At 40.3% G+C, this 20,548-nt stretch carries 20 protein-coding genes; 8 read left to right on the forward strand and 12 right to left on the reverse strand.

What is annotated here, in order from left to right; all coding sequences use genetic code 11:
• Window positions 1-26: 26 nt before the first annotated feature.
• Window positions 27-908, reverse strand: coding sequence for a beta-carotene hydroxylase (gene crtR / locus NG743_RS16580; RefSeq protein WP_027403930.1), 882 nt, complete (start codon window positions 906-908; stop codon window positions 27-29).
• A 425-nt stretch (window positions 909-1,333) separates the two neighbouring features.
• On the opposite strand from crtR, the gene pyk reads away from it, so the two are divergent.
• A complete protein-coding gene (gene pyk, locus NG743_RS16585) occupies window positions 1,334-3,103 on the forward strand; it encodes a pyruvate kinase (protein WP_027403929.1) in 1,770 nt (589 codons plus the stop codon).
• A gap of 223 nt (window positions 3,104-3,326) precedes the next feature.
• On the opposite strand, the gene NG743_RS16590 is transcribed toward pyk, so the two are convergent.
• Window positions 3,327-3,650, reverse strand: coding sequence for a type II toxin-antitoxin system PemK/MazF family toxin (locus tag NG743_RS16590; RefSeq protein ID WP_228043884.1), 324 nt, complete (start codon window positions 3,648-3,650; stop codon window positions 3,327-3,329).
• 202 nt (window positions 3,651-3,852) lie between these two features.
• Here NG743_RS16590 and NG743_RS16595 point away from each other — a divergent pair, with 202 nt between their 5' ends.
• Window positions 3,853-4,236, forward strand: a complete 384-nt coding sequence (locus NG743_RS16595; RefSeq protein WP_257120466.1) for a helix-turn-helix domain-containing protein — start codon at window positions 3,853-3,855, stop codon at window positions 4,234-4,236.
• Window positions 4,237-4,271: 35 nt separating this feature from the next.
• Window positions 4,272-4,499: a hypothetical protein gene (locus NG743_RS16600; protein ID WP_027403926.1), complete on the forward strand. Its 228-nt coding sequence runs from the start codon at window positions 4,272-4,274 to the stop codon at window positions 4,497-4,499.
• A gap of 216 nt (window positions 4,500-4,715) precedes the next feature.
• Here the strand turns inward: NG743_RS16600 and NG743_RS16605 are convergent, their stop codons facing one another.
• The 6 genes from NG743_RS16605 to NG743_RS16630 form a co-directional block, all read right to left on the reverse strand.
• Window positions 4,716-5,792 (reverse strand): glucose-1-phosphate thymidylyltransferase, encoded by a 1,077-nt coding sequence (locus tag NG743_RS16605; protein ID WP_027403925.1) that lies wholly within the window; start codon window positions 5,790-5,792, stop codon window positions 4,716-4,718.
• On the reverse strand, window positions 5,789-6,676 hold the full coding sequence (rfbD, locus tag NG743_RS16610) for a dTDP-4-dehydrorhamnose reductase (RefSeq protein WP_193963338.1): 888 nt from the start codon (window positions 6,674-6,676) through the stop codon (window positions 5,789-5,791). Before rfbD ends, NG743_RS16605 begins: the two co-directional genes overlap by 4 nt.
• Window positions 6,669-7,214, reverse strand: coding sequence for a dTDP-4-dehydrorhamnose 3,5-epimerase (gene rfbC, locus NG743_RS16615; RefSeq protein ID WP_027403923.1), 546 nt, complete (start codon window positions 7,212-7,214; stop codon window positions 6,669-6,671). Before rfbC ends, rfbD begins: the two co-directional genes overlap by 8 nt.
• A 455-nt stretch (window positions 7,215-7,669) precedes the next feature.
• Window positions 7,670-8,323, reverse strand: a complete 654-nt coding sequence (locus NG743_RS16620; RefSeq protein WP_257120467.1) for a pentapeptide repeat-containing protein — start codon at window positions 8,321-8,323, stop codon at window positions 7,670-7,672.
• A complete protein-coding gene (locus NG743_RS16625; RefSeq protein WP_257120468.1) occupies window positions 8,320-9,720 on the reverse strand; it encodes a DICT sensory domain-containing protein in 1,401 nt (466 codons plus the stop codon). Before NG743_RS16625 ends, NG743_RS16620 begins: the two co-directional genes overlap by 4 nt.
• 171 nt (window positions 9,721-9,891) lie before the next feature.
• Complete coding sequence (locus tag NG743_RS16630; RefSeq protein ID WP_035082715.1) at window positions 9,892-11,466, reverse strand: photosystem II high light acclimation radical SAM protein; 1,575 nt, start codon at window positions 11,464-11,466, stop codon at window positions 9,892-9,894.
• Here NG743_RS16630 and NG743_RS16635 point away from each other — a divergent pair.
• Both NG743_RS16635 and NG743_RS16640 read left to right on the forward strand, forming a co-directional pair.
• Window positions 11,459-11,692 (forward strand): hypothetical protein, encoded by a 234-nt coding sequence (locus tag NG743_RS16635; protein ID WP_027403919.1) that lies wholly within the window; start codon window positions 11,459-11,461, stop codon window positions 11,690-11,692. The two genes, NG743_RS16630 and NG743_RS16635, sit on opposite strands and share 8 nt — an antisense overlap.
• A gap of 354 nt (window positions 11,693-12,046) precedes the next feature.
• Entirely contained in the window at window positions 12,047-12,442 is a 396-nt protein-coding gene (locus NG743_RS16640) for a DUF1830 domain-containing protein (RefSeq protein ID WP_027403918.1), read from the forward strand.
• A gap of 235 nt (window positions 12,443-12,677) precedes the next feature.
• Here NG743_RS16640 and NG743_RS16645 read toward each other — a convergent pair whose 3' ends face one another.
• Entirely contained in the window at window positions 12,678-13,088 is a 411-nt protein-coding gene (locus tag NG743_RS16645) for an AbrB family transcriptional regulator (RefSeq protein ID WP_027403917.1), read from the reverse strand.
• A 409-nt stretch (window positions 13,089-13,497) separates the two neighbouring features.
• Here NG743_RS16645 and NG743_RS16650 point away from each other — a divergent pair, with 409 nt between their 5' ends.
• From NG743_RS16650 to pyrR, 3 genes are all read left to right on the forward strand, one after another.
• Window positions 13,498-13,941 (forward strand): Rrf2 family transcriptional regulator, encoded by a 444-nt coding sequence (locus NG743_RS16650; RefSeq protein WP_027403916.1) that lies wholly within the window; start codon window positions 13,498-13,500, stop codon window positions 13,939-13,941.
• Between the two features lie 155 nt (window positions 13,942-14,096).
• Window positions 14,097-15,047, forward strand: coding sequence for an adenosylcobinamide-phosphate synthase CbiB (cbiB, locus tag NG743_RS16655; protein ID WP_027403915.1), 951 nt, complete (start codon window positions 14,097-14,099; stop codon window positions 15,045-15,047).
• A 538-nt stretch (window positions 15,048-15,585) separates the two neighbouring features.
• Window positions 15,586-16,122, forward strand: a complete 537-nt coding sequence (gene pyrR, locus NG743_RS16660) for a bifunctional pyr operon transcriptional regulator/uracil phosphoribosyltransferase PyrR (protein ID WP_039200174.1) — start codon at window positions 15,586-15,588, stop codon at window positions 16,120-16,122.
• A 168-nt stretch (window positions 16,123-16,290) separates the two neighbouring features.
• Here the strand turns inward: pyrR and NG743_RS16665 are convergent, their stop codons facing one another.
• From NG743_RS16665 to NG743_RS16675, 3 genes are all read right to left on the reverse strand, one after another.
• A complete protein-coding gene (locus tag NG743_RS16665; protein WP_257120469.1) occupies window positions 16,291-18,792 on the reverse strand; it encodes a type IV pilus secretin family protein in 2,502 nt (833 codons plus the stop codon).
• A 197-nt stretch (window positions 18,793-18,989) separates the two neighbouring features.
• The gene (locus NG743_RS16670; RefSeq protein ID WP_190383493.1) at window positions 18,990-19,751 is read right to left on the reverse strand and encodes a pilus assembly protein PilO; all 762 of its coding nucleotides are present in this window, start codon (window positions 19,749-19,751) and stop codon (window positions 18,990-18,992) included.
• Entirely contained in the window at window positions 19,748-20,548 is an 801-nt protein-coding gene (locus NG743_RS16675; RefSeq protein ID WP_193962765.1) for a PilN domain-containing protein, read from the reverse strand. Before NG743_RS16675 ends, NG743_RS16670 begins: the two co-directional genes overlap by 4 nt.

Genomic DNA, 20,548 nt, shown 5'->3' on the forward strand with positions numbered 1-20,548 from the left:
CCCGCCCCTACATTATATTGCTAAATTCAGTGATGAAAATGAATACCTATGAAGATATCATAGACAAATTCCAAAAAGTCCTGCTTCTGCAATAACCCGGAAGTTTGCGGACTGCCTTTTTCGTCTAATAATGGCTTCATTAAATAATAAGCTGGCTGGTAATTATACCAAGGAATCGAAGGCCAAAGATGATGAATTAAGTGGTAATTCTGCCCCAAAATTAGGATATTGAGAACCTTGCCAGGATAGACGCGGGCGTTTTTCCAGCGATTTCTCTCAACAAAAGGACGGTGAGGTAAATAATCAAAAAATAACCCCAAAGTTATTCCTACCAAGAAAGCGGGAATAAACCAAAAGTTAAGAATATAGCCCAAAAAATGATATTGGACAGAAATATAAACAATAGTAATGATAATTAGGCGACTAATAAACCATTCTAGTAGTTCATAATTACGCCATAACCGTCTTTGAAAGAAAAATACTTCATGGTACAAAAATCTCACCGCAATTAAGAACAGGGGACCACCTGTAGAAACATAATGATCTGGATCATCTTGGGGATGATTAACATTACCATGATGCTGTAAATGTACTCGTGTAAATACTGGAAAAGCAAAAGCTAGAATCAAGGCACTACAATGGCCTAACATAGCGTTAACAATTCGATTGCGATGGGCAGATTGGTGACAAGCATCATGAATCACCGTTCCTGAACAATGTAGCGCTAGAGTATTGACACTAAAACACAACCAATGCGGCCATTCCCAAAGCCAATACCCAAAGTTAGACAAAACTAACATCATCACCACAACTAAAAACATTAATAGGGTGGGATTAAAATCACCAGGAGGTGATAAAAGTTCTTTGGGGGGAATTGTCAGTGGCTTTTGTGCCTCCGACGTGATCATTCTTAACTCCTTTCATAATGAATCTTTACGGATCATACTATTAATCTTAGTGAAGAGTAAAGTTATGTAAAGCAAGATTTATCCAGAGTTGTGGTTAAGAATGTGTAAATAAGGCTATGATTCTTGGCTAAAGCAGTGCTTTGAGACAAAAAACTTTCTGAGGAGAAAGTGGCCGATCAGATTAGTGTACGATATCAAAACTATACCATGATTAGCTCTCTAACTGCTTATAACATTGATATAGTAGTGACCCAAAAGAGAGAGTCTGTTTAATTCATAACCATTTGCAAAAAGATGGCGATCAATGGAAAAATGATTTGCTGATACAGTCAGGTTTTCATGATCCAAAATCTCAGATATTAAATGGCATGAGAAAAGATGACGATAAATTCCCAGGTAGATCCCCAAAATTTTGAACCCAGCCCATGACGCAATTAAGAGATTCTCAGCGCCGAACTAAAATTGTTGCTACTATCGGACCTGCTACCAGCAGTCCAGAAATGCTGAAAGGGATTATTGAAGCGGGTGCAACAACACTACGGCTCAACTTTTCCCACGGAACTCATGCTGACCATCAGCGGAGTATTCGATTAATTCGGCAAACCGCTTTTGAACTGAATAGACCGGTAGCAATTCTGCAAGATTTACAGGGTCCGAAAATTCGCTTGGGGCGGTTTGAAACTGGTTCGATAATTTTAGCAAAAGGCGATCGCTTCACATTGACAAATCGCCCCATAGAAGGAACACAGGAAATAAGCTGCGTTACCTACGATTACTTAGCCGAAGAAGTCCCCGTCGGTTCAAATATCCTCCTCGATGATGGCAAAGTCGAAATGGTAGTGGAGGAAATTAACCGCGAAAAAGGCGATTTACATTGTCGGGTAACAGTTCCAGGTAAACTTTCCAACAACAAAGGTGTTAACTTTCCGGGAGTTTACTTATCCATCAAAGCTATGACCGATAAAGACCGCGAGGATCTGATGTTTGGTTTAGACCAAGGTGTTGATTGGGTAGCCCTTTCCTTTGTCCGCAACCCCCAGGACATTATCGAAATTAAAGAACTAATTTCCAGCACCGGCAAAAATGTCCCTGTAGTTGCCAAAATCGAAAAGCACGAAGCCATTGAACAAATGGAAGCAGTTTTGTCTTTATGTGATGGGGTGATGGTTGCCAGAGGTGACTTAGGGGTGGAACTACCGGCGGAAGACGTACCCGTGCTACAAAAACGGCTCATTGCCACAGCCAACCGCCTGGGAATTCCCATTATTACCGCTACCCAAATGCTAGATAGCATGGTCAGCAACCCCCGTCCTACCCGTGCAGAAGTATCCGATGTCGCCAACGCCATTTTAGATGGCACAGATGCGGTCATGCTGTCCAATGAAACCGCCGTTGGTAGTTTCCCCATAGAAGCTGTAGCCACTATGGCCAGAATAGCCGAACGAATTGAACAAGAGGAAACCCTGAACACCAATTCCCGTCTATCACGAGATAATAGGCGTTCTATTCCCAACGCGATTAGCCAAGCTGTTAGTCAAATTGCTGAGAATTTAGGTGCAGCGGCAATTATGACTTTGACACAAACCGGGGCTACAGCCCGCAACGTTTCTAAGTTTCGCCCGAAAACGCCAATTTTAGCCATTACACCTCATGTTAATGTAGCCCGACAGTTACAGATGGTCTGGGGAGTTAGACCGCTGTTGGTGCTAGAACTACCTTCTACAGGTCAGACATTCCAAGCCGCTATTAATGTCGCCCAGGAAAAAAACCTCCTCACTGAAGGTGATTTAGTGGTCATGACCGCTGGTACGCTTCAGGGGGTTTCTGGGTCAACGGACTTGATTAAGGTAGAAATAGTCACTGCTGTACTAGGTCAAGGCATTGGACTGGGACAGGGTTCTGTGAGTGGTCGCGCTAGGGTAGTTCATAATGCTATGGATGCCAGTAACTTTAATCCTGGAGATATTTTGGTAGCATCCCGCACTGGTGTTGATTTTGTGGAAGCAATTCGTAAAGCCGGGGGGATTATTACTGAAGAAGAAAGTCTCACCAGTCACGCCGCAGTTATTGGTTTACGTCTCGGTGTACCAGTAATTGTAGGCGTGAAGGATGCGACACAAGTAATTAAGGATGGTGCAATTTTGACTTTGGATATACAGCGGGGTTTAATTTACTCTGGTGTCGTAGGAACTTAAACAATTAAAAATTCAAAAAAAATAATTTTGGATTTTTAATTTTTGGGTTTTGAAAACAAGCTACGGTGCAGACTTCTGAGATGGTGTAAAGGGGTTTTTTCACGCAGAGACGCAAAAGGCGCAAAAGGCGTTTTCTGCGTCTTGGTTTTATGAGAAACAAACCACGAAGAAGCTAACGCGCAGCGTCCCGTAGGGATAGGACACGAAGGAAGAAGAAGGTTATTTATTCTGCGAACATTTCCGCTAAGATATCCAAAACGGCTTTTTGTTCTTCTGTGGTAATTTGACCGAGAAGTTTGATTAGTCGAGTTTTATTTATTGTGCGAATTTGGTCAAGTACGATTTGCCCTTCTTTTCCTTGAAATTGACAGGTTACTCTTGTGGGGTATAGTTGCCCTTTTGTTGTCATTGGTGTAACTATTACGGTGGAAATATAATGGTTGATTTCGTTGGGTGAGATTATTAAGCAAGGGCGTGTTTTTTTAATTTCACTGCCAATGGGAGGGTCAAGATTAACTAGGAATACATCAAATCTGTTGACTACCATTGCCATTCATCTTTATCCCATTCTGTTGTGTTGATATCATCTAATAAGATATCATTGCAAATCCCTGTAATTGAGTAATTAAAGTAGATGCACAATTACAATACAGAAAAGATTGAAATAAAAACGGTTCTTCGGTTATTTTTATGGAAAACCTGGTTCAAAATCATTGAAAGCCCTATTGTGTAGACATTTCATTGAAAATATGGAAATAATTGTTTATAACCCTTGTCCCGCAAGGGTTTTGTTATCATCAATCCTCAATCACCATAAAAGAGACGCAAGAGCCATAAAAACCAGTAGCGGTAACGTATTTGCTGATTTAGATTTACCCAACCCAGAGGAAATGCTAGTAAAAGCAGAACTTGCACGTAAAATCAGTAATGCTATTATTGCACGTCATATCACCCAAGCAGAAGCGTCCGAATTATTAGGAATTGATCAACCAAAAGTTTCTGCTTTAATGAGAGGAAGATTTACAGGTTTTTCTCTAGAAAGAATGTTTAGATTTCTCAATACTTTGGGAATTGATGTAGAAATTACAGTCAAACCTAAATTGAGAGATAATGCACGGATAACAGTAGTTTAATTTGCACTCATTCAAAGTCAAAATTCAAGGAAATTATGACTACATCTATTTCTGATCAAATTATTCAACAATTAAACATAATACCTCAAGACTTGCAATATCAGGTCCTGGAATTTGCCCGCAATTTAACAAAATCAAAAATCAAAGGCGTTCCCGGTAAAGAATTACTAAAGTTTGCCGGTTCAATACCCAAAGAAGACTTACAGCTAATGAGTGAAGCAATAAAACAAGATTGTGAAAAGGTTGACTTTGATGAATGGTAGATACTTACTCGATCTCAAACTTTCATTCCTCTGTGTTCTCTGTGTTCTCTGTGGTTCGTTTTTAGTAACTTGTGCGTAAGTCCTAAAGATAAAAAGAAATAATCATGACAGAACATATTGAAATAAAAGCCAGTTGTAGCAAGGTATTTATAGTATTGCTAAAACCAGCCTTTTTATTGAATATTGGTACAGTGTCTAGAAGAATACCTCTTGCCTTCAAGTCAGTTCAATTTGCGAATCATCACCAATTAAAAAGCGTAATGCTTTAGGACGACGGGGGGCAATACTTAATTGGGCGCGTTGTCCAATTAGGCTGTCAATAATTCGTTGTTGAATGCCAGTGATTTTAGCACCTTCTAATACTACGCTGTGTTCTAAATCTGTTTCTATCAGTGTTGAATTATCGGCAATACTACTATAAGGACCGATAAAACAGTTTTCTAAATAACAGTTATTACCAATGATCACAGGTCCGCGAATTGTACAGTTGGTAATTTTAGATCCAACGCCAATTTCCACTCTTCCAGTAATCTGGGTTGTAGAGTCAATATCACTCAGAATTGATTTTGTTAAATAGGTATCAAGAATGAGACGGTTAGCTTCTAATAAATCATCTTTTTTACCTGTATCTAACCACCAACCGTCAAGATTACAGGCTAAAACTTCTTTTTCTTGATCTATTAAACATTGAATTGCATCAGTAATTTCTAATTCTCCTCTAGCTGAAGGTTTAATCAGAGAAATCGCCTCATGGATAACTGGTGAAAAGAAATAAACCCCTACCAATGCTAAGTTTGAAGGCGGAATTTTCGGCTTTTCAATTAATTGTAATACTCTGCCTTTTTCATCTACCTTTGCCACACCAAAAGCGCTAGGATTTGTGACTTCCCGTAACAGAATTAAAGCATCTGGTTGTTGTTGAGTAAATTTATCTAAAAATGAACTCAAATCACCTTGTTGAATTAGGTTATCACCTAAATACATGGCAAAGGGTGAATCTTTTAAAAAAGGACGGGCAACCTGGACAGCTTGGGCTAATCCTGCCGGTTTTTCTTGTAAAATATAGGTAATATTAACGCCGAACTTTTCACCATTTCCGGTTTTACTCTTGACTTCTTCCCCGGTTTCTGGGCTGATAATAATACCAATATCAGTAATCCCTGCTGTAGCCATTTCTTCAATGCCGTACCATAAAATTGGTTTGTTGGCAACGGGTACAAGTTGTTTTGCTCCTGTATAAGTTAATGGGCGTAAACGAGTACCTTTTCCACCGGATAAAATTAGGGCTTTCATAGAGATTTTTCTTGTAATTCTTTTAACATTAATCTGAGTCCTTGTCGCCAATGAGGAGAATAAGTTCCCAAGACTTTGGATATTTTCTCACAAGCTAAGACAGAATAAGCAGGACGTTTTGCTGGTGTAGGATATTCGGGAGTGGTAATGGGGATAATATTTTTGATGGTGAGGGGGAAACCGAGTTTTTCTGCTTCTTCAAAGATAGCTATGGCGAAGTCATACCAACTGGCTACACCACTATTTGTATAGTGATAAATTCCCGCAGTTTCTAATGTTAATTGGGGGATAATTTGGGTAATTGCTAAGGCTATATTTCGCGCCCATGTAGGACTACCAATTTGATCGGCAACTACTCTAACTTCCGGTCTTTCAATACCTAGTCGTAACATGGTTTTAACGAAGTTGCTTTTTCCATAAGTTCCATAAACCCAAGCTGTACGGAGAATTATATGTTGAGGGCAAATATTTTGAATTGCTATTTCTCCGGCTAATTTTGTTTTTCCATATACGCTCAATGGATTGGTAATCTTGTTTTCTTGATAGGGATAATTACTGTTACCATCAAATACGTAATCTGTGGAAATGTGAATTAATAAATTTCCTAATTTTTGACTTTCTTCAGCAATAATTTGGGGAACTGTAGTATTAATTATGTGAGCAATATCTGGTTCACTTTCGGCTTTATCTACTGCGGTGTAAGCAGCCGCATTGATAATTATTTCCGGTTGGGTTTCTCTGATAATTTGGCGTAAGTTTTCAGGTTGAGTTAAGTCTATTTGCGGACGCGCAACTGTTATAATTTTGTAGTTGGATGCAAGGGTATGTTGTAGTTCTGTTCCAACTTGTCCGTTACTACCTATTAATAATATTGATTTATTCATAAACTTCGGCGTTTTTGAAAGTTGGAGCGTTGCTATCTTTAGCTGATAAAATTGGGGGTGTTTTCAGAGGCCAATCTATAGCTAAATCTGGATCATTCCAAAGTATAGCGCGATCGCCTGGTGGTGTATAATAATCTGTAGCTTTGTACAAAACTTCGGCAGTTTCTGAAAGCACGAGAAAGCCGTGAGCAAATCCTGCTGGTATCCACAATTGGCGTTTGTTTTCGGCGCTGAGTTCGTAACCTACCCATTGTCCAAAGGTGGGGGAGTTTTTTCTCATGTCTACTGCGACATCAAAGATTTTACCAACAATGGCGCGAACTAATTTACCTTGAGGTTGGATGATTTGGTAATGTAAGCCTCGTAGCACATTGTATTCAGATTTTGAGTGATTATCCTGGACAAAGTTGGCTGTAATTCCCAGTTTCTCTGTGAATGTTTTCTGATTATAGGATTCTAAGAAAAAGCCCCGTGAGTCTTGGAAAACTTGGGGTTCGAGGAGAAGAATATCAGGAATAGAGGTGGAGATAATATTCATTAAACTGTTAAATCTCGGAAATAACACTCATAACAATATCATTATTTCAGTTAATCCCTGATCCGAGAACCCAGAGGAACTATAAGTAATTGGACAAAGATATTTACAGTCATTGCGAGGGAAGGGAAGCAATCACAACCCTTGGAATTGCTTCATTTCACTTCGTTCCATATGGCTAACGCCAATCTTCGCTTACGCAATGGCATTATGTAATTAATTCTATCTCACTACTTATAGGGTTTGCTGAATAATTTGTCTGTGAAGGCAGGGAACAGGGAACAGTTTCAACGATCTGGATATCCTCAATTTTCCAAATCCGACAAAGAAAAATGGGCGTTGCTGGTTAAGAGTATGATTTTGTTATGCCTACGGCACACGCAAAGGTGATCCAGTCGCAGAGAGTAAGAGTTTGAAATCATTGATTTTTCAATTTCATACCCTAATTCAGCAACGCCTTAATTTCGTCCTGCGGCGGTACTAGCTTCCAAAACTGTTCCCCGTAAACACACCCGATCTAAATTTGCCCCGTTTAACTTCACTGCATCTAATTCAGCACAGAGTAAATTAGCTCCGGTTAAATTAGCCCCTGCTAAATTTGCTGTTCTTAAATCTGCTTCTTCAAGATTCGCTTCAATTAGTACAGCACCTTGTAAATCTGCACCGCTTAAATCTGCACCTTTGAGATTAGCTCCCGTTAAATTTGCACCTCGTAAATCTGCACATCGTAAGTCAACACTCTGCAAATTTACACCATGCAAATTAGCACCACTTAAAAAAGCACCAGCTAAAGAGGCATCGTTGAGGATTGATCCCATCAAGTTACTACCCCGTAAGTTGCTACCACGTAAGTCCGCACTTGTCAAGTTAGCCTGCATCAAGTTTGCACCCATCAAGTTAGCCCGCAGGTCGGTTTCTTGTAGGTTTGCCCCCATTAAATTTGCACCTTCAAAATGACCACCCTCTAATTTAGAACCAGTGAAGTCAGTCCCCACCAGTTTAGCCCCTGTTAAATTTATCTTCCTTAAATCTAGGTGAGATAGATCCTCATCTTCTAAATTTGCACCGGGAAGTTGTTTGTTTTGCCCTAATCTAATGGTTTCTATATTCATTTGCTGTACACTGAAATCTGCTCACTACTTTTGCTGTCGGCATCCCAACGGGAGTCAAGTAACCATAAACCACTGCTGACCTTGGGTGTCATTATCGGTAAATCAAGCCCCTGTTGTAAACCCATCACTAATAAAGTTAATGTATCTACAAGTTTAGGATCAAAGCGGGTAGATTGTTGTTTTCGACACTGATCTAAGGCTTGAGTAAATATCTCTGCTTCTCCTTTGCTGGAGTATTTATACTGATTGACTTGTAGCTGAAATTCTGCTATCAATGACAAAATTCGTGATTCTAAAGGAATATCATCACCGGCTAAACCGGCGGGTCCGCCTGTACCATTCCACCATTCGCTTTGGTGGGTGATAATTTGGGCTATGGCTCGTAGTCGTGGCATGATTCGTAATGCTTGCGCTCCTGGGACGAGGGGACAAGCCAGAGGACAACTAGGAGATTGTTCTTGATAAGCTGTTGTTATATGGGTGGGACTAATCAGGCTTTCGGCTTTTTGCAGTGGGTCTAAGCGATGCAAAAAAGCAGCTAGGCGTAATCTTTTAATTTGCCATGCGGGTAAATCTAATAATTGCCCCATTGTTTCGACAAGAGATGCTACTTCTGAGGCAGCGGCGGGGTTACGACTATCTGCTAGATCAATCAACTGTGCCATCCGCAAAAATGCCTGAATTTCGTTAGATACCAAGTTACGATCTAGAAATTTTTGGTGGGATGCGGTGAGAACAGGTAAGTTACCTTGTCCGGTTTTGAGGTAATCAACAACACGAGAGACAACGGTAGCTACTTCTTCGCCCGGACAGATAGCTGGGTGAATTGCTTGTTTATATTGACTCAGTTTGAGCGCTAGTTCGGGATGATAGTCTTGAATGTGAGCGATCGCTAACTCTGCGGTTTCCTCCACCAATTCCGGTTCAAATGTCCATAAACCATAGAATTTACGCTCTAAATCGCAAGTTGGTAATCCATCTTTCCCATAGTCAGCTTCAGATAACTCTTGACAAATTACCATAGCCGTGTAATCAGGAGCTAGAATAATCAAGTGCCACTCCTGCGCCACAGGATCATCAGCAGCTAGTCCCACCAAATCAATGTTAGGTAATTGACCGGTTGGATGTTCAGCAAAACCAGAATCAGCCGTTGCCATAATGACAATTTCCCGGCTGTGTTGCGCGATATCTGCGTATCTTTGAGCCTCTTCCAGATACCATTTACCCTCCTGGAAAGCCGTGATCACGAAAGGATCATTATCTTTAGTTAGAATATGATCTTCCAAAGCATGGCAGAGAGACACTAAGGTATTTTTATAGTACACGCCAAAATGAATAGGTCTAGCACTGTGGCGGTGAGATGCTTCTAACTGTTGGAGAATTGAACCTTGTAACATGGAATTAATTGGGGATTTCCGATAATACGGCGCTTATAAGCCGCGTCTACACAGGCAAAACCCACCTGCGTGGGTTTCATTTCAAACCCTTAATTTTTAATTAGTCCGCGCAGGCGGACTTTGTTTGTGTAGCCGTGATTTCTAATCACCCGGGCTAATCGCCCAGGAGTTTTAAGATACGCTTGCTAACTGTTTATCTGGTTTTTCTATGGGTGCAGAAAGTGCATCTTCCAAATCAGCACAACCCAATTTGGCTTCTAAAATATCCATCACTTCTCGTCCGAAGTCATTGGGATTTTGTCGCCAAGCTTGTAAGCAAACCGCACCGAAGAAAGAACCTAATGGTTCAGGATTCCAGAGGAGTTTTTTGGCTGTCCAAGGCATTAAACTCATAGGATCATAACCAGGCTTGAGAATACCCTCTTTAAAGGCATATTCTTCTAAATGGGTATGGGGTTGGAGTCCAATGAAGAAAATAGCAGGTTCAACTTTATCAGCCCCAAAAATCCGTTCTAGTTCGCGGTGATAGGCAATAGTTTGACGAATAGTTTCGGGACGTTCATCAATCACATTAAAGGAGTAGTTAACAGAAACTACATCATTGAAACCGGCGGATTTTAAATCACGGCAATTTTGTAAAACAGTCCGCAAGTTATAACCCATTCGCATTTTGCGAACCAGTTCTTGAGAACCGCTGGTAATCCCGATTTCAAAATAATTCATGCCTGTTTTTACCATTAACTCACACAATTGGGGTGTTAAGTTGTCGGCTCTGATGTATGCTGCCCAATGGATATCCGACATTCCCGAATCAACGATTTTCTGGAGAAGTTCTACAGCATCATCAATGAATTTCCGGGCGGGGATAAATTGAGCATCTGTAAACCAAAAGTTGCGAATACCCCGGTTATATAATTCTCGGATTTCTGCTACAACTTCATCACTAGGGTTAATGCGGACTTGTTTACCTTCAACTACTGTATAAACACAGTAGCAGCAATTATGGGGACAACCGCGTTTGGTTTGAACACCAATATAAAAGTCCTGTTCTTGCAGGTAATAATTAAATTCCGGCCAAATAGTTTCGATGTAATCGTAATTACAAACTGTTTTTTCTAGGGGGGTGGGTTGTTCATGAATTAGCCGTTGACGTGGTTTATTTTCTCCCACTACATAACAGCGCTCATCCTGAAAATCTTCACCCTTGAGCAGTTTTGTGAGTAGGATTTCTCCCTCACCTACGGAAATAATTGTTCCGGGCGGTAAGCTTTTACCCAACTGTTCATAAAATACGCTAACTGCACCACCACCTAAGACTACACGGGCTTGAGATTGATATTTTTGGGCGCGTTTTAAACCCCGTTTAACTAGTCCCAAATTGCGCCATAATTCTACATAATAAGCAATAAAAATTCTCAACCCGCCCAAAGCACCACGCAATTTTATAACCGGGTTTTTCGCGTAGTAGAATTCAAAGGCGTTTTGCAGAGGATTGCCGCCCCGTCCACCCACTGGAGCGTAAATTTGAATATCTCGCCAGGAAAAGACTAGTAGGGTGGGTTGAAACTCATCAATACATCGGTCTAGGGCGGAAGTATAATCTAGGGGGGGGATTGTGCCTAAGTCAAGAATTCGCTGTTCGGTATGGGGAAATAATTTGTGGACATGATCGGAAAGATAGACAACCCCAATCGGAAAGATAGGGTTACAGGGAAGGCGAACGTAGAGGATTTTAGTTGTGTTCATACGTGGTTTAACTGTAATGCTTGCCGTAGTTGAGAAAAAGACTAGAGGAATTGTGAATTTGCTTCTGACTGGACTAGCATTATTTTTGACATTTCAGTTGTTTTGTGGTATGCAAAAAATTTTGCCGTTAGTGATCAAAGTGAATGTGAAAACTGCACTGCATAAAATTTGCTTGTTATATATAGATGGGATTTATGAACGAAATTTTCATATACATTTACCATAACATCGAGTTTATGAATTTAGCGATGATTTTTCGTGGTAACTCCGAAGATAGATGCAAGAAATAATTCAACTTACCAGGGATGATAAATCTTGGCGGTAAAAAGGGGAAATTCTTGTCTGTAAAGGATTTACGGAGATTCTAGCGGATATAACAATGGAGATTTTCCTTTATCGTCTATTTTGTTAAGTAAATACAGATTTATTTACAAAAATTTTATAATCTCTATATATCTTTAGATAGAAATAATGCAGAAACTCGCAGTTGGTAGTCGCGGTTACAGTAACCGGGGATCATCGGGTGTTAGCTTTACTGATGTAATGTAAAATTGTGGAGCAAATAAGCTCTTCAGCAGTTATGGCTCAGATATTAGATCCTCTACCACCGGAGCATTCGGGGAAAATTCTCTGCTGCTACGTCAACGCCACGAGTAAAATCCAGGTGGCGCGTATCTCCAATATTCCTAACTGGTACTTTGAAAGGGTTGTCTTTCCTGGACAAAGGCTGGTGTTTGAAGTGCCTCCAGAAGGACAAATGGAAGTTCATACTGGGATGATGGCAAGTGCGATTATATCAGATACAATTCCGTGCGATCGCCTGATCATCCATGAACCTAGCTATGATGAGAGACAAGACAACTTATCTCCAGAGATAAATTCTAGTAGTAGTAATCCGATTAAGTCGGAAATTAATAAAAAAATTGTAGATACGACAAAATCTTTACAAACGGTTAAATTGGCATCTATTGATTAAAAACACAATGTTGCTCAATATTGGGGTTGCTGAATTCAGCAGCCTTTTTTATGCGGGGTTGGCTGATAGCGTGACGTTAGCCATACAAATTTTTTGCAAGGCATAGGAATCAGGATTTATCACTATTACCTATTGCCTAGTATGTTAATTTTGGTAATCAGTCAGTTATTCAGCAGTCAGGGTTAAAACGCAACCACTGACAACTGACAACCTACAACTAACTAATGAATATTCATTAAGCTGTAGCTTCTACTTCGGCATCTTCTCTGGATTCCAAATCTACTTGCCGCAGTCGAATATGTTTTTTCCCTAAAGTAATGACAAACTCATCCCCAGGCTGAAGATTCATCTGTTTTGTGTAAGCTGCACCGATTAATAAATTGCCATTTTGTTGGACACTAATTCTATAGCTGGCACTGCGTCCACCACGTCCATTAGCACTAGGTGAACTATCCAACTGAATACCCTCCGCATCAATTAGGGCATTCAAGAATTTCATCATATTGACGCGCTCTATACCATTTTTGGTAATGGTATAGTAGCCACACTGTTTAGCTTTGTCGTCTTTGCTGATGGCTTCTAGCTCTTTAACTTTTTTGAGCAGTTCTTCGCCGACGAGGGGTTCAATTTTTTTCTGTTTAGGCATCAACTTAGGTCGAAAATGAATGTTTGAAGTTGTCAAGTGGATTTTATTTTAGCCGACATTGAACTAATAGGAACATAATCCTTTAATTTTGGGATCAGCCTAGCCAAGTATATTACACTCATAGCCAAAATTGTTGCACTATTATCAATTTTGTTAAAAAATTATAGGAAATATAATTACGATGATGTTGATAGCTACTATAGATATAGCAATAGTCAAGAAGATATCAATTTATTGATGTAGGCAGGGAAGGGGGAACAGGAGAAAATAGCTCTTAGATGTGTAATGAATTTTTTCAAGCATCAAATGGGAGTCTTATGTAGTATTGTTATTTGATTTGCCAAATTATCAAATCAGGTAGGGATGAGGAAAGAGAGATTGGGAAAATAAAATTCATGATAACTGCTATATGAAACTAACGACAAGAGGACACTATAGTGTGAAAGCATTGCTAGATTTGAGTTTACGTCCAAAATATGGACCTGAATCTGTCAGAGCGATCGCCAAACGTCAAAATATTCCTGCTCCCTATCTAGAAAAACTACTCATCGAAATGCGTCGAGCAGGATTAGTTACATCAATTCGTGGTAGCGACGGTGGATACAAACTAGCCAAAAAACCGGCACTTATATCTATTGGTCAAATTTTAGAAGCAGTTGGTGAAAATATTACTAACTTACCCTTAAATAATCCCACACCTACTCAAACAGCAGATTGGGTAACATCCAGCCTCTGGAACAGACTCAACCAAAAGCTAAAAGAAGCCTTGTACAATATTACCCTCGCAGACCTTTATTATGATGCCCGTAGTTGGCAAGCATCTCAAGGAGAAGAAGCCAATTTTGTAGTTTAGTAGGGGCAACCCCCCGTAGTTGTCCAGAGTCAGCAATTACAGTGATTTCCAATCTTATGAGAGGTACATCTTAGCCCCCTCATCACTTGCGGGGAGGGGGGGTTCTTGTTTCGGGTTTAATGACAATTTGCTGTAGGAGTTAGGAAAAAGAATAAATGACATCTGCTGTTTTGGTTTTCGCTGCCTTGTTAGATTACTTAATAGGAGATCCTTGGGGTTGGCCTCATCCCGTACGAGTCATGGGATGGGTAATTTCTCGCTTGAGTAACCTCGCCCTCCAATATTGTCAAAATCCTCTTTCTCAACGTCTCGCCGGAATTTTCTTAGGGATAATTGTGATAATCGGTAGTGGTTTAGTGGGTTGGATAATAGTTCAAGTCGCCAAATGGGTACATCCATTTTTAGGAATTGCCGTAGAAAGTATTCTTATAGCTAGTTGTTTTGCTTTCAAAAGTTTACGAAATGCAGCAATGGAAGTTCTGCAACCTTTAAAAAATGGAGAATTAGAACCAGCGCGACAGGTTTTAAGTAATTACGTCGGGAGAGATACAGCCAATCTTTCCGCAGCAGAAATTCTCAGAGCAGTTTTGGAAACCGTCACCGAAAATGCTACCGATGGCGTAATGGCTCCTCTTTTTTATACTATTATTGGTGCATTCATCCCCATTATTGGTGCTGTCCCTTTGGCTTTAGCATATAAAGCCAGTAGCACTTTAGATTCAATGGTCGGTTACAAGGAAGCACCTTATACTTATCTTGGTTGGTTTAGTGCGCGGTGGGAAGACGGTTTAACTTGGTTGCCTTGTCGGTTAACAGTGATAACCTTATCATTATTATCCTTGCAACCTGTAAAAGTTTGGCGAATTTGTCGCCGGGATGCCATCAAAGATCCCAGTCCCAATTCTGGTTGGAGTGAATGCGCTTATGCTGCGGTTTTAGGTGTGCAAATGGGAGGCATAAATTGGTATCGTGGAATAGCTAAAGAGAAACCACTTTTAGGAGATCCTATTTATCCCATTACGCCAGATTCTATTGATCAAGCTTTACAACTAACCCGATATGCGTTTTTACTATGGTTAGGACTAGCAATATTTTTAATACCTTAGTTATCTCCTTATCTCGTTCCCAGTCTCTGACTGGGAATGCTATCACAGAGGCTCTGCCTCTACTATTATTAAAGGCAGAGCCTTCTAGTAAGTAATTGGACAAAAATATTTACAGTCATTGCGAGCGAAGGGAAGCAATCACAACCCTGGCGATTGCTTGATTTCACTTCGTTCCATATGGCTAACGCCACGCTGCGCTAACGCAATGACATTATGTAATTAATTCTGTCTCACTACTTATTCATTCCCACACAGAGTAAGTAATTGGACAAAAATATTTACAGTCATTGCGAGCGAAGGGAAGCAATCACAACCCTGGCGATTGCTTCATTTCACTTCGTTCCATTCCCAATGACATTGTGTAATTAATTCTGTCTGACTACTTATGGTCAGGAGAAAGCTCTGCCTCTGCTGTTATTGAAGGCAGAGCCTTCTGGAATTCATTCCCATACAGAGTATGGGAACGAGAAACAAGAAATCACCAATTACCAATTACCAATTACCTATCACCTATCACCTATCACCAATTACCAATCTTATGTCTACTAAAGTAGTTGAAATTCTCTCATCAGAAGAACTGCGTCGGACATTAACTCGAATGGCTTCTCAGATTATAGAAAGAACACGAGATTTATCTCAGTTGTTACTTCTGGGTATTCACACTAGAGGAGTACCATTAGCTTATTCATTAGCTCGTCAAATAGAAATTCTCGAAGATGTCAACGTTTCTGTAGGCTCTTTAGATATTACATTTTATCGTGATGATCTTGATAAAATCGGCTTGAGAACTCCAGAAAAAACCGATATTCCCTTTGATTTGACAGGTAAAACCGTGGTACTTGTAGATGATGTCATTTTTAAAGGCAGAACTATTCGTGCTGCTTTAAATGCCGTGAATGAATATGGTAGACCAGAGGTAATTCGTTTAGCTGTATTAGTAGATAGAGGTCATCGGGAGTTACCAATTCATCCAGATTTTGTTGGTAAAAAATTACCCACAGCGAAGGAAGAAATTGTCAAAGTTTATCTGCAAGATAGTGATGGACGAGACGCTGTGGAGTTAATTAGTAATTGAAATTAACTTTTTTAGACAATTAAATATAAGATGGGCAGGCTAGAAGCCCACCCCACAATTAATATTTTAATCTTGTGGGGTGGGCATCCTGCCTGCCCTAGTCAACAGGGATAGCTTATTTACTTCTCCCATAAATCGGGTATCCAGACAAAAATCACCAAGAACTAACTAGCGAGGCTGAACCTTCAACCCCCGACGTTCTAAGATTTGCCGTACCTGGGGACTGGGTGTGTAATTATAACCATAGCTAGAACGCTCAGAGTCATCCATAATTTGAGGTGTCATTAAGACAATTACCTCTCTGCGTTCATTAGTTCTATTGGATTTTCTAAACAGCGCACCCAGCAGGGGAATATCACCTAAAATTGGTAGCTTGGTAACAGTTGTCCTGTCTTGATCTTGAATAATACCGGAAAGAATCAGCGTTTGACCGTCTCGCAAGCGGAGTAGACCAGATTGAAGACTTCTTCCCGATCTTAAGCCAATCTCACCATCAGTTGTTGTTACTGTACCAGCAGGAGCAGAAACAGTAGGGGCAACAGACAAAGACACAAAACCATTATCATCAATCCTTTCTACTTTCACTTTCAGAGTTAGCCCTGCCTCCTTGATGATAGGTTCTCTAAGTGTGGGCGTTATTCTAATTCCTCCATATACTTCTGACGTTAAAGCGACTGTTGCTTCCTGTCCTTCTTGGACAATTAGGGTGGGGTCTGTCAAAATCTTGGCATTGCCACTTGTAACTTGTGCTGTCAAACTAGCCAGAAACTTTTTAGGGAATTGATAGAGAGGAGGGAGGGCTGCCGTTACTGTTCCACGAGTACCTTGTGATAAAGCAACAGTCTGTCTTCCTGTTGGAAAACCATTCGCGTCTAATACATCTGTTACAGTCAGGACATTATCAGTTGCCTGAGTAATGTTTGAGAAGCCTGGTTGTAAAGGATTAGTTGAAGTTGGCACAATTGGTTTATAGAAAGTTGAATTAGTATTACCAACACGTCCAATAGAATTAGAATCCACCACTAAGCCACTACTATCTGTAAACTTCTGAGAAGATGTGTTAATTATGGTCGTACCCGGACCACCCCCTGGTAAAGTTTGTGGACTATTGATATCAAAGAAAGGCGCTCCTGTAACTGGATTTGGAATCACAGGTGTTTCGGTAACACTATTTGCTAATTCACTACCTTTAGCCGGTCGAGAACCACCAAAATTGAAACTTGCTGCACCACCATCATTAGTAAAAAAGCTATTACCAAGACCAAAGGAAAAACTAGAGTTAGTATCTTGAATACCTAAAAGGTTGACATCAATAATTTTGACATTCACTACCACTTGGCGACGACGGACATCAAGCTGTACTAATTGAGATACTGCCATCTCCACCATTTTAGGAGAACCAATTAATGTGACAGAATTGGTACGCTCATCTCCTGAAGCTTGTAATCCTCTCAGTAAAGGTGTTGAATCTTTATAATCAATTCGTTGAGTTTCAACTTTTGTTTCTGTGGTAGTTTGAGTTTGGGTAATGGGAGCTACTGCATTCTTCTCAACAGCTACAGCATTGACACTAGTAACCAATCGTTCCCGGCTGACGGCACTTTCCGCACCCAAAGTTACCAAGAAGTTTAACGCCACTCCCACTGTTACCTGATTTAGTCGTAAACTCCGCATGACAGTATCACGGGTGGAGTTAGGTAATTTAGCCCCGACAAAAATTGTCCGTCCCGTGCGATTAGCTTCTAACGCACTTAAACGTAGTACATAGTTAAAAACATCTTGTACAGGTTCGTTTTCTATATCTAGGGAAATTGTCTGAGATGATTTAGTTGCAGTTTCCGCACCACCAGCCGCACCACCAGCCGCACTTGGTGCTTTTTCTGCTTCACCACCGATATAAACTACGTTTAAATTAGCAGCCCGCGCTAACAGTGATAACACCTCTCTCACAGGTGCATCACGTAATACCAACCGGGGAACTCGTTCCTGAGTCCCTAAATCAATTACTGTGGGTGATGTATCAATATTTGATTGAGTAATATCTCCTACTGGTGGAGCGACGGCTCTGGGTAAGAAAGGAGGCGCTTGGTTATAAGGTTGATTTGGTCCTGCTGATTGGGCAATTTTACCGTCAATGGTGACTTGGGGATTAGGGACTAGGACATCTGGAGGTTTACCGGGTTCGGGTTTAGATTCAGGTGTGGTAGCTGGGGCTGCTGATACTTTTTCTGTAGGCTTAGTGGCGGTTGATGCTGTTGAATTTGTGGTGGTGGTAAAGCCAAGGGTAAGATTATTATCTTTTCGCATGACGGGCTGATTGCTGGGTGCATCATCAACACCTGTGACTATCACCCGAATGCTATTAGCATCTAATTGTTTAACTTCAATAGTCTTGATTCCCGGTGCGGGGTTTTCTTGACGGAAGTTATCACCTTTGGGTAGACGCAGTTGGGCATTAATTACATCTGCAATTAAGGATTTATCTTTTTTAGTTGTAAATACTTGGGGACGATTGCCGGCAGCAGTTTTTAAAATGACACTGATTCCGCCCTCAATGGGATTGAGTTTGACATCAGTAATTTGTGTTAATTGTGCCAGGACTGGTTGGGCGGCTAAGAGTACACAAGCCGCTGCACTTGATACGAAAACACTATTATGAAACTGTTTCACAGTTCATTCCTCACATAAAATAAAAGTCTAAATTGTCACGTATAGCAGGGAACAGGGAATAGGGAACAGGGAACAGGGAACAGGGAACAGGGAACAGGGAATAGGGAATAGGGAATAGGGAGAATATTTCATTTTGCCTCTTGCCTTTTGCCTTTTGCCTTTTGCCTCTTACCTCTTGCCTCTTGCCTCAAGTTTGATTATTTTTTCGGTGTTGCTGCTGTTTTAGCGGCTAAATCGGTTATTTCTTCGGGAGTTAGTGGCATTAAAGCTTCTAGGGCAAAAGTTGTTGTTAGTTTACCGATACCAATTTGCACGGGGTTATCTTTATCCTCTGACATTTCTGGTGTAGATAATCTAGAGTCATAGTTTTTAACTAATAATAAAGGCTGTAATCGCTCAATGTTTCGCATGATTGATTGAGTTTGTTCAAAATCCCCTTCCATGTCCACAGTGATAATGCTGCGTTTGAGTTTATTGTTAACTTCTACCCCAAAACTGCCATCTTCTACGAGAACAGGTTTTTCAGAGGTCGGGACAAATCTTTTTAGTTTGGCTCTAATGGCATTACCAAAAGCTTTACTATTACTGGAATCTATTAACCGACTGGTATCTAATAATAGAGTATCCAAACTTTTTTCATCTGCAAATAAAGCTAGAATTTGTTTTTGTTGTTGTTTGGCTTCGGTTAAATCGGCTTCTATTTTAGCAATTTGTTGAGCTTGGGTTTTCTTTTGATTAACTTCTGTTTGTAGTTGATCTTGTTTGGTTTGCAGTTGTTGATAGGTATCCCAAACGGGAAGGGCAATGTTAAATAGCATATAACCTGCACCCGCTACACCTAAGAAGCCGACTAAACCACCAATAATAGTTGGTGTTAAGGTGACACCAAAAACAACAGGACCAGAATTTTGAATCTCTGTACCTTGATTGGGGAAATTTAAATCATCACTGAATGTCATTGGGCAATGACTCCTACTTTTTTGATATTACGAAGTCTATCTACTAGTCCGACTGTACCTTTTTTCTCTAATTCTTGAATTAAATCAGATGCTGGCACATTACTTAAACCTGTTTTAATAGTGTATTTAACTACTTGAATGGGTTTAATTTTTAGATCAGATTTATCAGTTTTTAGGGGCAGAAATCCTGTTATGGCTGGTGCATCTATTAATTCTGCTGTGATGATTCTGGTTTCTTCTTTATTAAAAAACTTAGATTGTCCTAGACTTAGGGCAAAATCGTTAACTAAGGGATAGGAAATAGCAAAACCAGAAATTTCTAAGAATCCAGCGGTGTTGGTGTTGTTGGGGGTGGTAGCAGCTACGGCATCTTTACCAGGGAGAGGGGGGGCAATTTGCTTAATGGTTTCGATTTGCACTTTGTTAGGAATGCGATCGCGCAAATCCTGTAACATTGCTGACCAAGGACGTATTTGATCAAACACTGTTACTAAGGCTTTATTTTGGGTACGAATGCCGGCTGATTCTGCTTTGATTTTGCTAATGTTGGCTATTTTACTATCTAAGCTCTTACCTTCCTCCTCTAACTTGGCGATTTCTTGGGTGACTTCAGCGGTTTTCCCTTCCAGGATGGATAAACCAATAAATATTAAAGCTGGGAATACTAAACCTACTCCCACTCCTATATAAACTGGGATTAAATTCCCTAGTTGAATAGGTGACTTCTCAACTTTCGTTGCTATTTGCTTTTGATATTCTGGGCGATCTTTAAGAAAGTTAATATCTAAACTGTACAT

Origin of the sequence: Dolichospermum heterosporum TAC447 (assembly GCF_024584745.1) — a bacterium.
GTDB lineage: Bacteria > Cyanobacteriota > Cyanobacteriia > Cyanobacteriales > Nostocaceae > Dolichospermum > Dolichospermum heterosporum.

Excerpts from the sequence above, each read along its gene's own strand:
- crtR (WP_027403930.1), bottom strand. The coding sequence starts at position 908 with ATGATCACGTCGGAGGCACAAAAGCCACTGACAATTCCCCCCAAAGAA.
- pyk (WP_027403929.1), top strand. The coding sequence starts at position 1,334 with ATGACGCAATTAAGAGATTCTCAGCGCCGAACTAAAATTGTTGCTACT.
- NG743_RS16590 (WP_228043884.1), bottom strand. The coding sequence starts at position 3,650 with ATGGTAGTCAACAGATTTGATGTATTCCTAGTTAATCTTGACCCTCCC.
- NG743_RS16595 (WP_257120466.1), top strand. The coding sequence starts at position 3,853 with ATGGAAATAATTGTTTATAACCCTTGTCCCGCAAGGGTTTTGTTATCA.
- NG743_RS16600 (WP_027403926.1), top strand. The coding sequence starts at position 4,272 with ATGACTACATCTATTTCTGATCAAATTATTCAACAATTAAACATAATA.
- NG743_RS16605 (WP_027403925.1), bottom strand. The coding sequence starts at position 5,792 with ATGAAAGCCCTAATTTTATCCGGTGGAAAAGGTACTCGTTTACGCCCA.
- rfbD (WP_193963338.1), bottom strand. The coding sequence starts at position 6,676 with ATGAATAAATCAATATTATTAATAGGTAGTAACGGACAAGTTGGAACA.
- rfbC (WP_027403923.1), bottom strand. The coding sequence starts at position 7,214 with ATGAATATTATCTCCACCTCTATTCCTGATATTCTTCTCCTCGAACCC.
- NG743_RS16620 (WP_257120467.1), bottom strand. The coding sequence starts at position 8,323 with ATGAATATAGAAACCATTAGATTAGGGCAAAACAAACAACTTCCCGGT.
- NG743_RS16625 (WP_257120468.1), bottom strand. The coding sequence starts at position 9,720 with ATGTTACAAGGTTCAATTCTCCAACAGTTAGAAGCATCTCACCGCCAC.
- NG743_RS16630 (WP_035082715.1), bottom strand. The coding sequence starts at position 11,466 with ATGAACACAACTAAAATCCTCTACGTTCGCCTTCCCTGTAACCCTATC.
- NG743_RS16640 (WP_027403918.1), top strand. The coding sequence starts at position 12,047 with ATGGCTCAGATATTAGATCCTCTACCACCGGAGCATTCGGGGAAAATT.
- NG743_RS16645 (WP_027403917.1), bottom strand. The coding sequence starts at position 13,088 with ATGCCTAAACAGAAAAAAATTGAACCCCTCGTCGGCGAAGAACTGCTC.
- NG743_RS16650 (WP_027403916.1), top strand. The coding sequence starts at position 13,498 with ATGAAACTAACGACAAGAGGACACTATAGTGTGAAAGCATTGCTAGAT.
- cbiB (WP_027403915.1), top strand. The coding sequence starts at position 14,097 with ATGACATCTGCTGTTTTGGTTTTCGCTGCCTTGTTAGATTACTTAATA.
- pyrR (WP_039200174.1), top strand. The coding sequence starts at position 15,586 with ATGTCTACTAAAGTAGTTGAAATTCTCTCATCAGAAGAACTGCGTCGG.
- NG743_RS16670 (WP_190383493.1), bottom strand. The coding sequence starts at position 19,751 with ATGACATTCAGTGATGATTTAAATTTCCCCAATCAAGGTACAGAGATT.
- NG743_RS16675 (WP_193962765.1), bottom strand. The coding sequence starts at position 20,548 with ATGTACAGTTTAGATATTAACTTTCTTAAAGATCGCCCAGAATATCAA.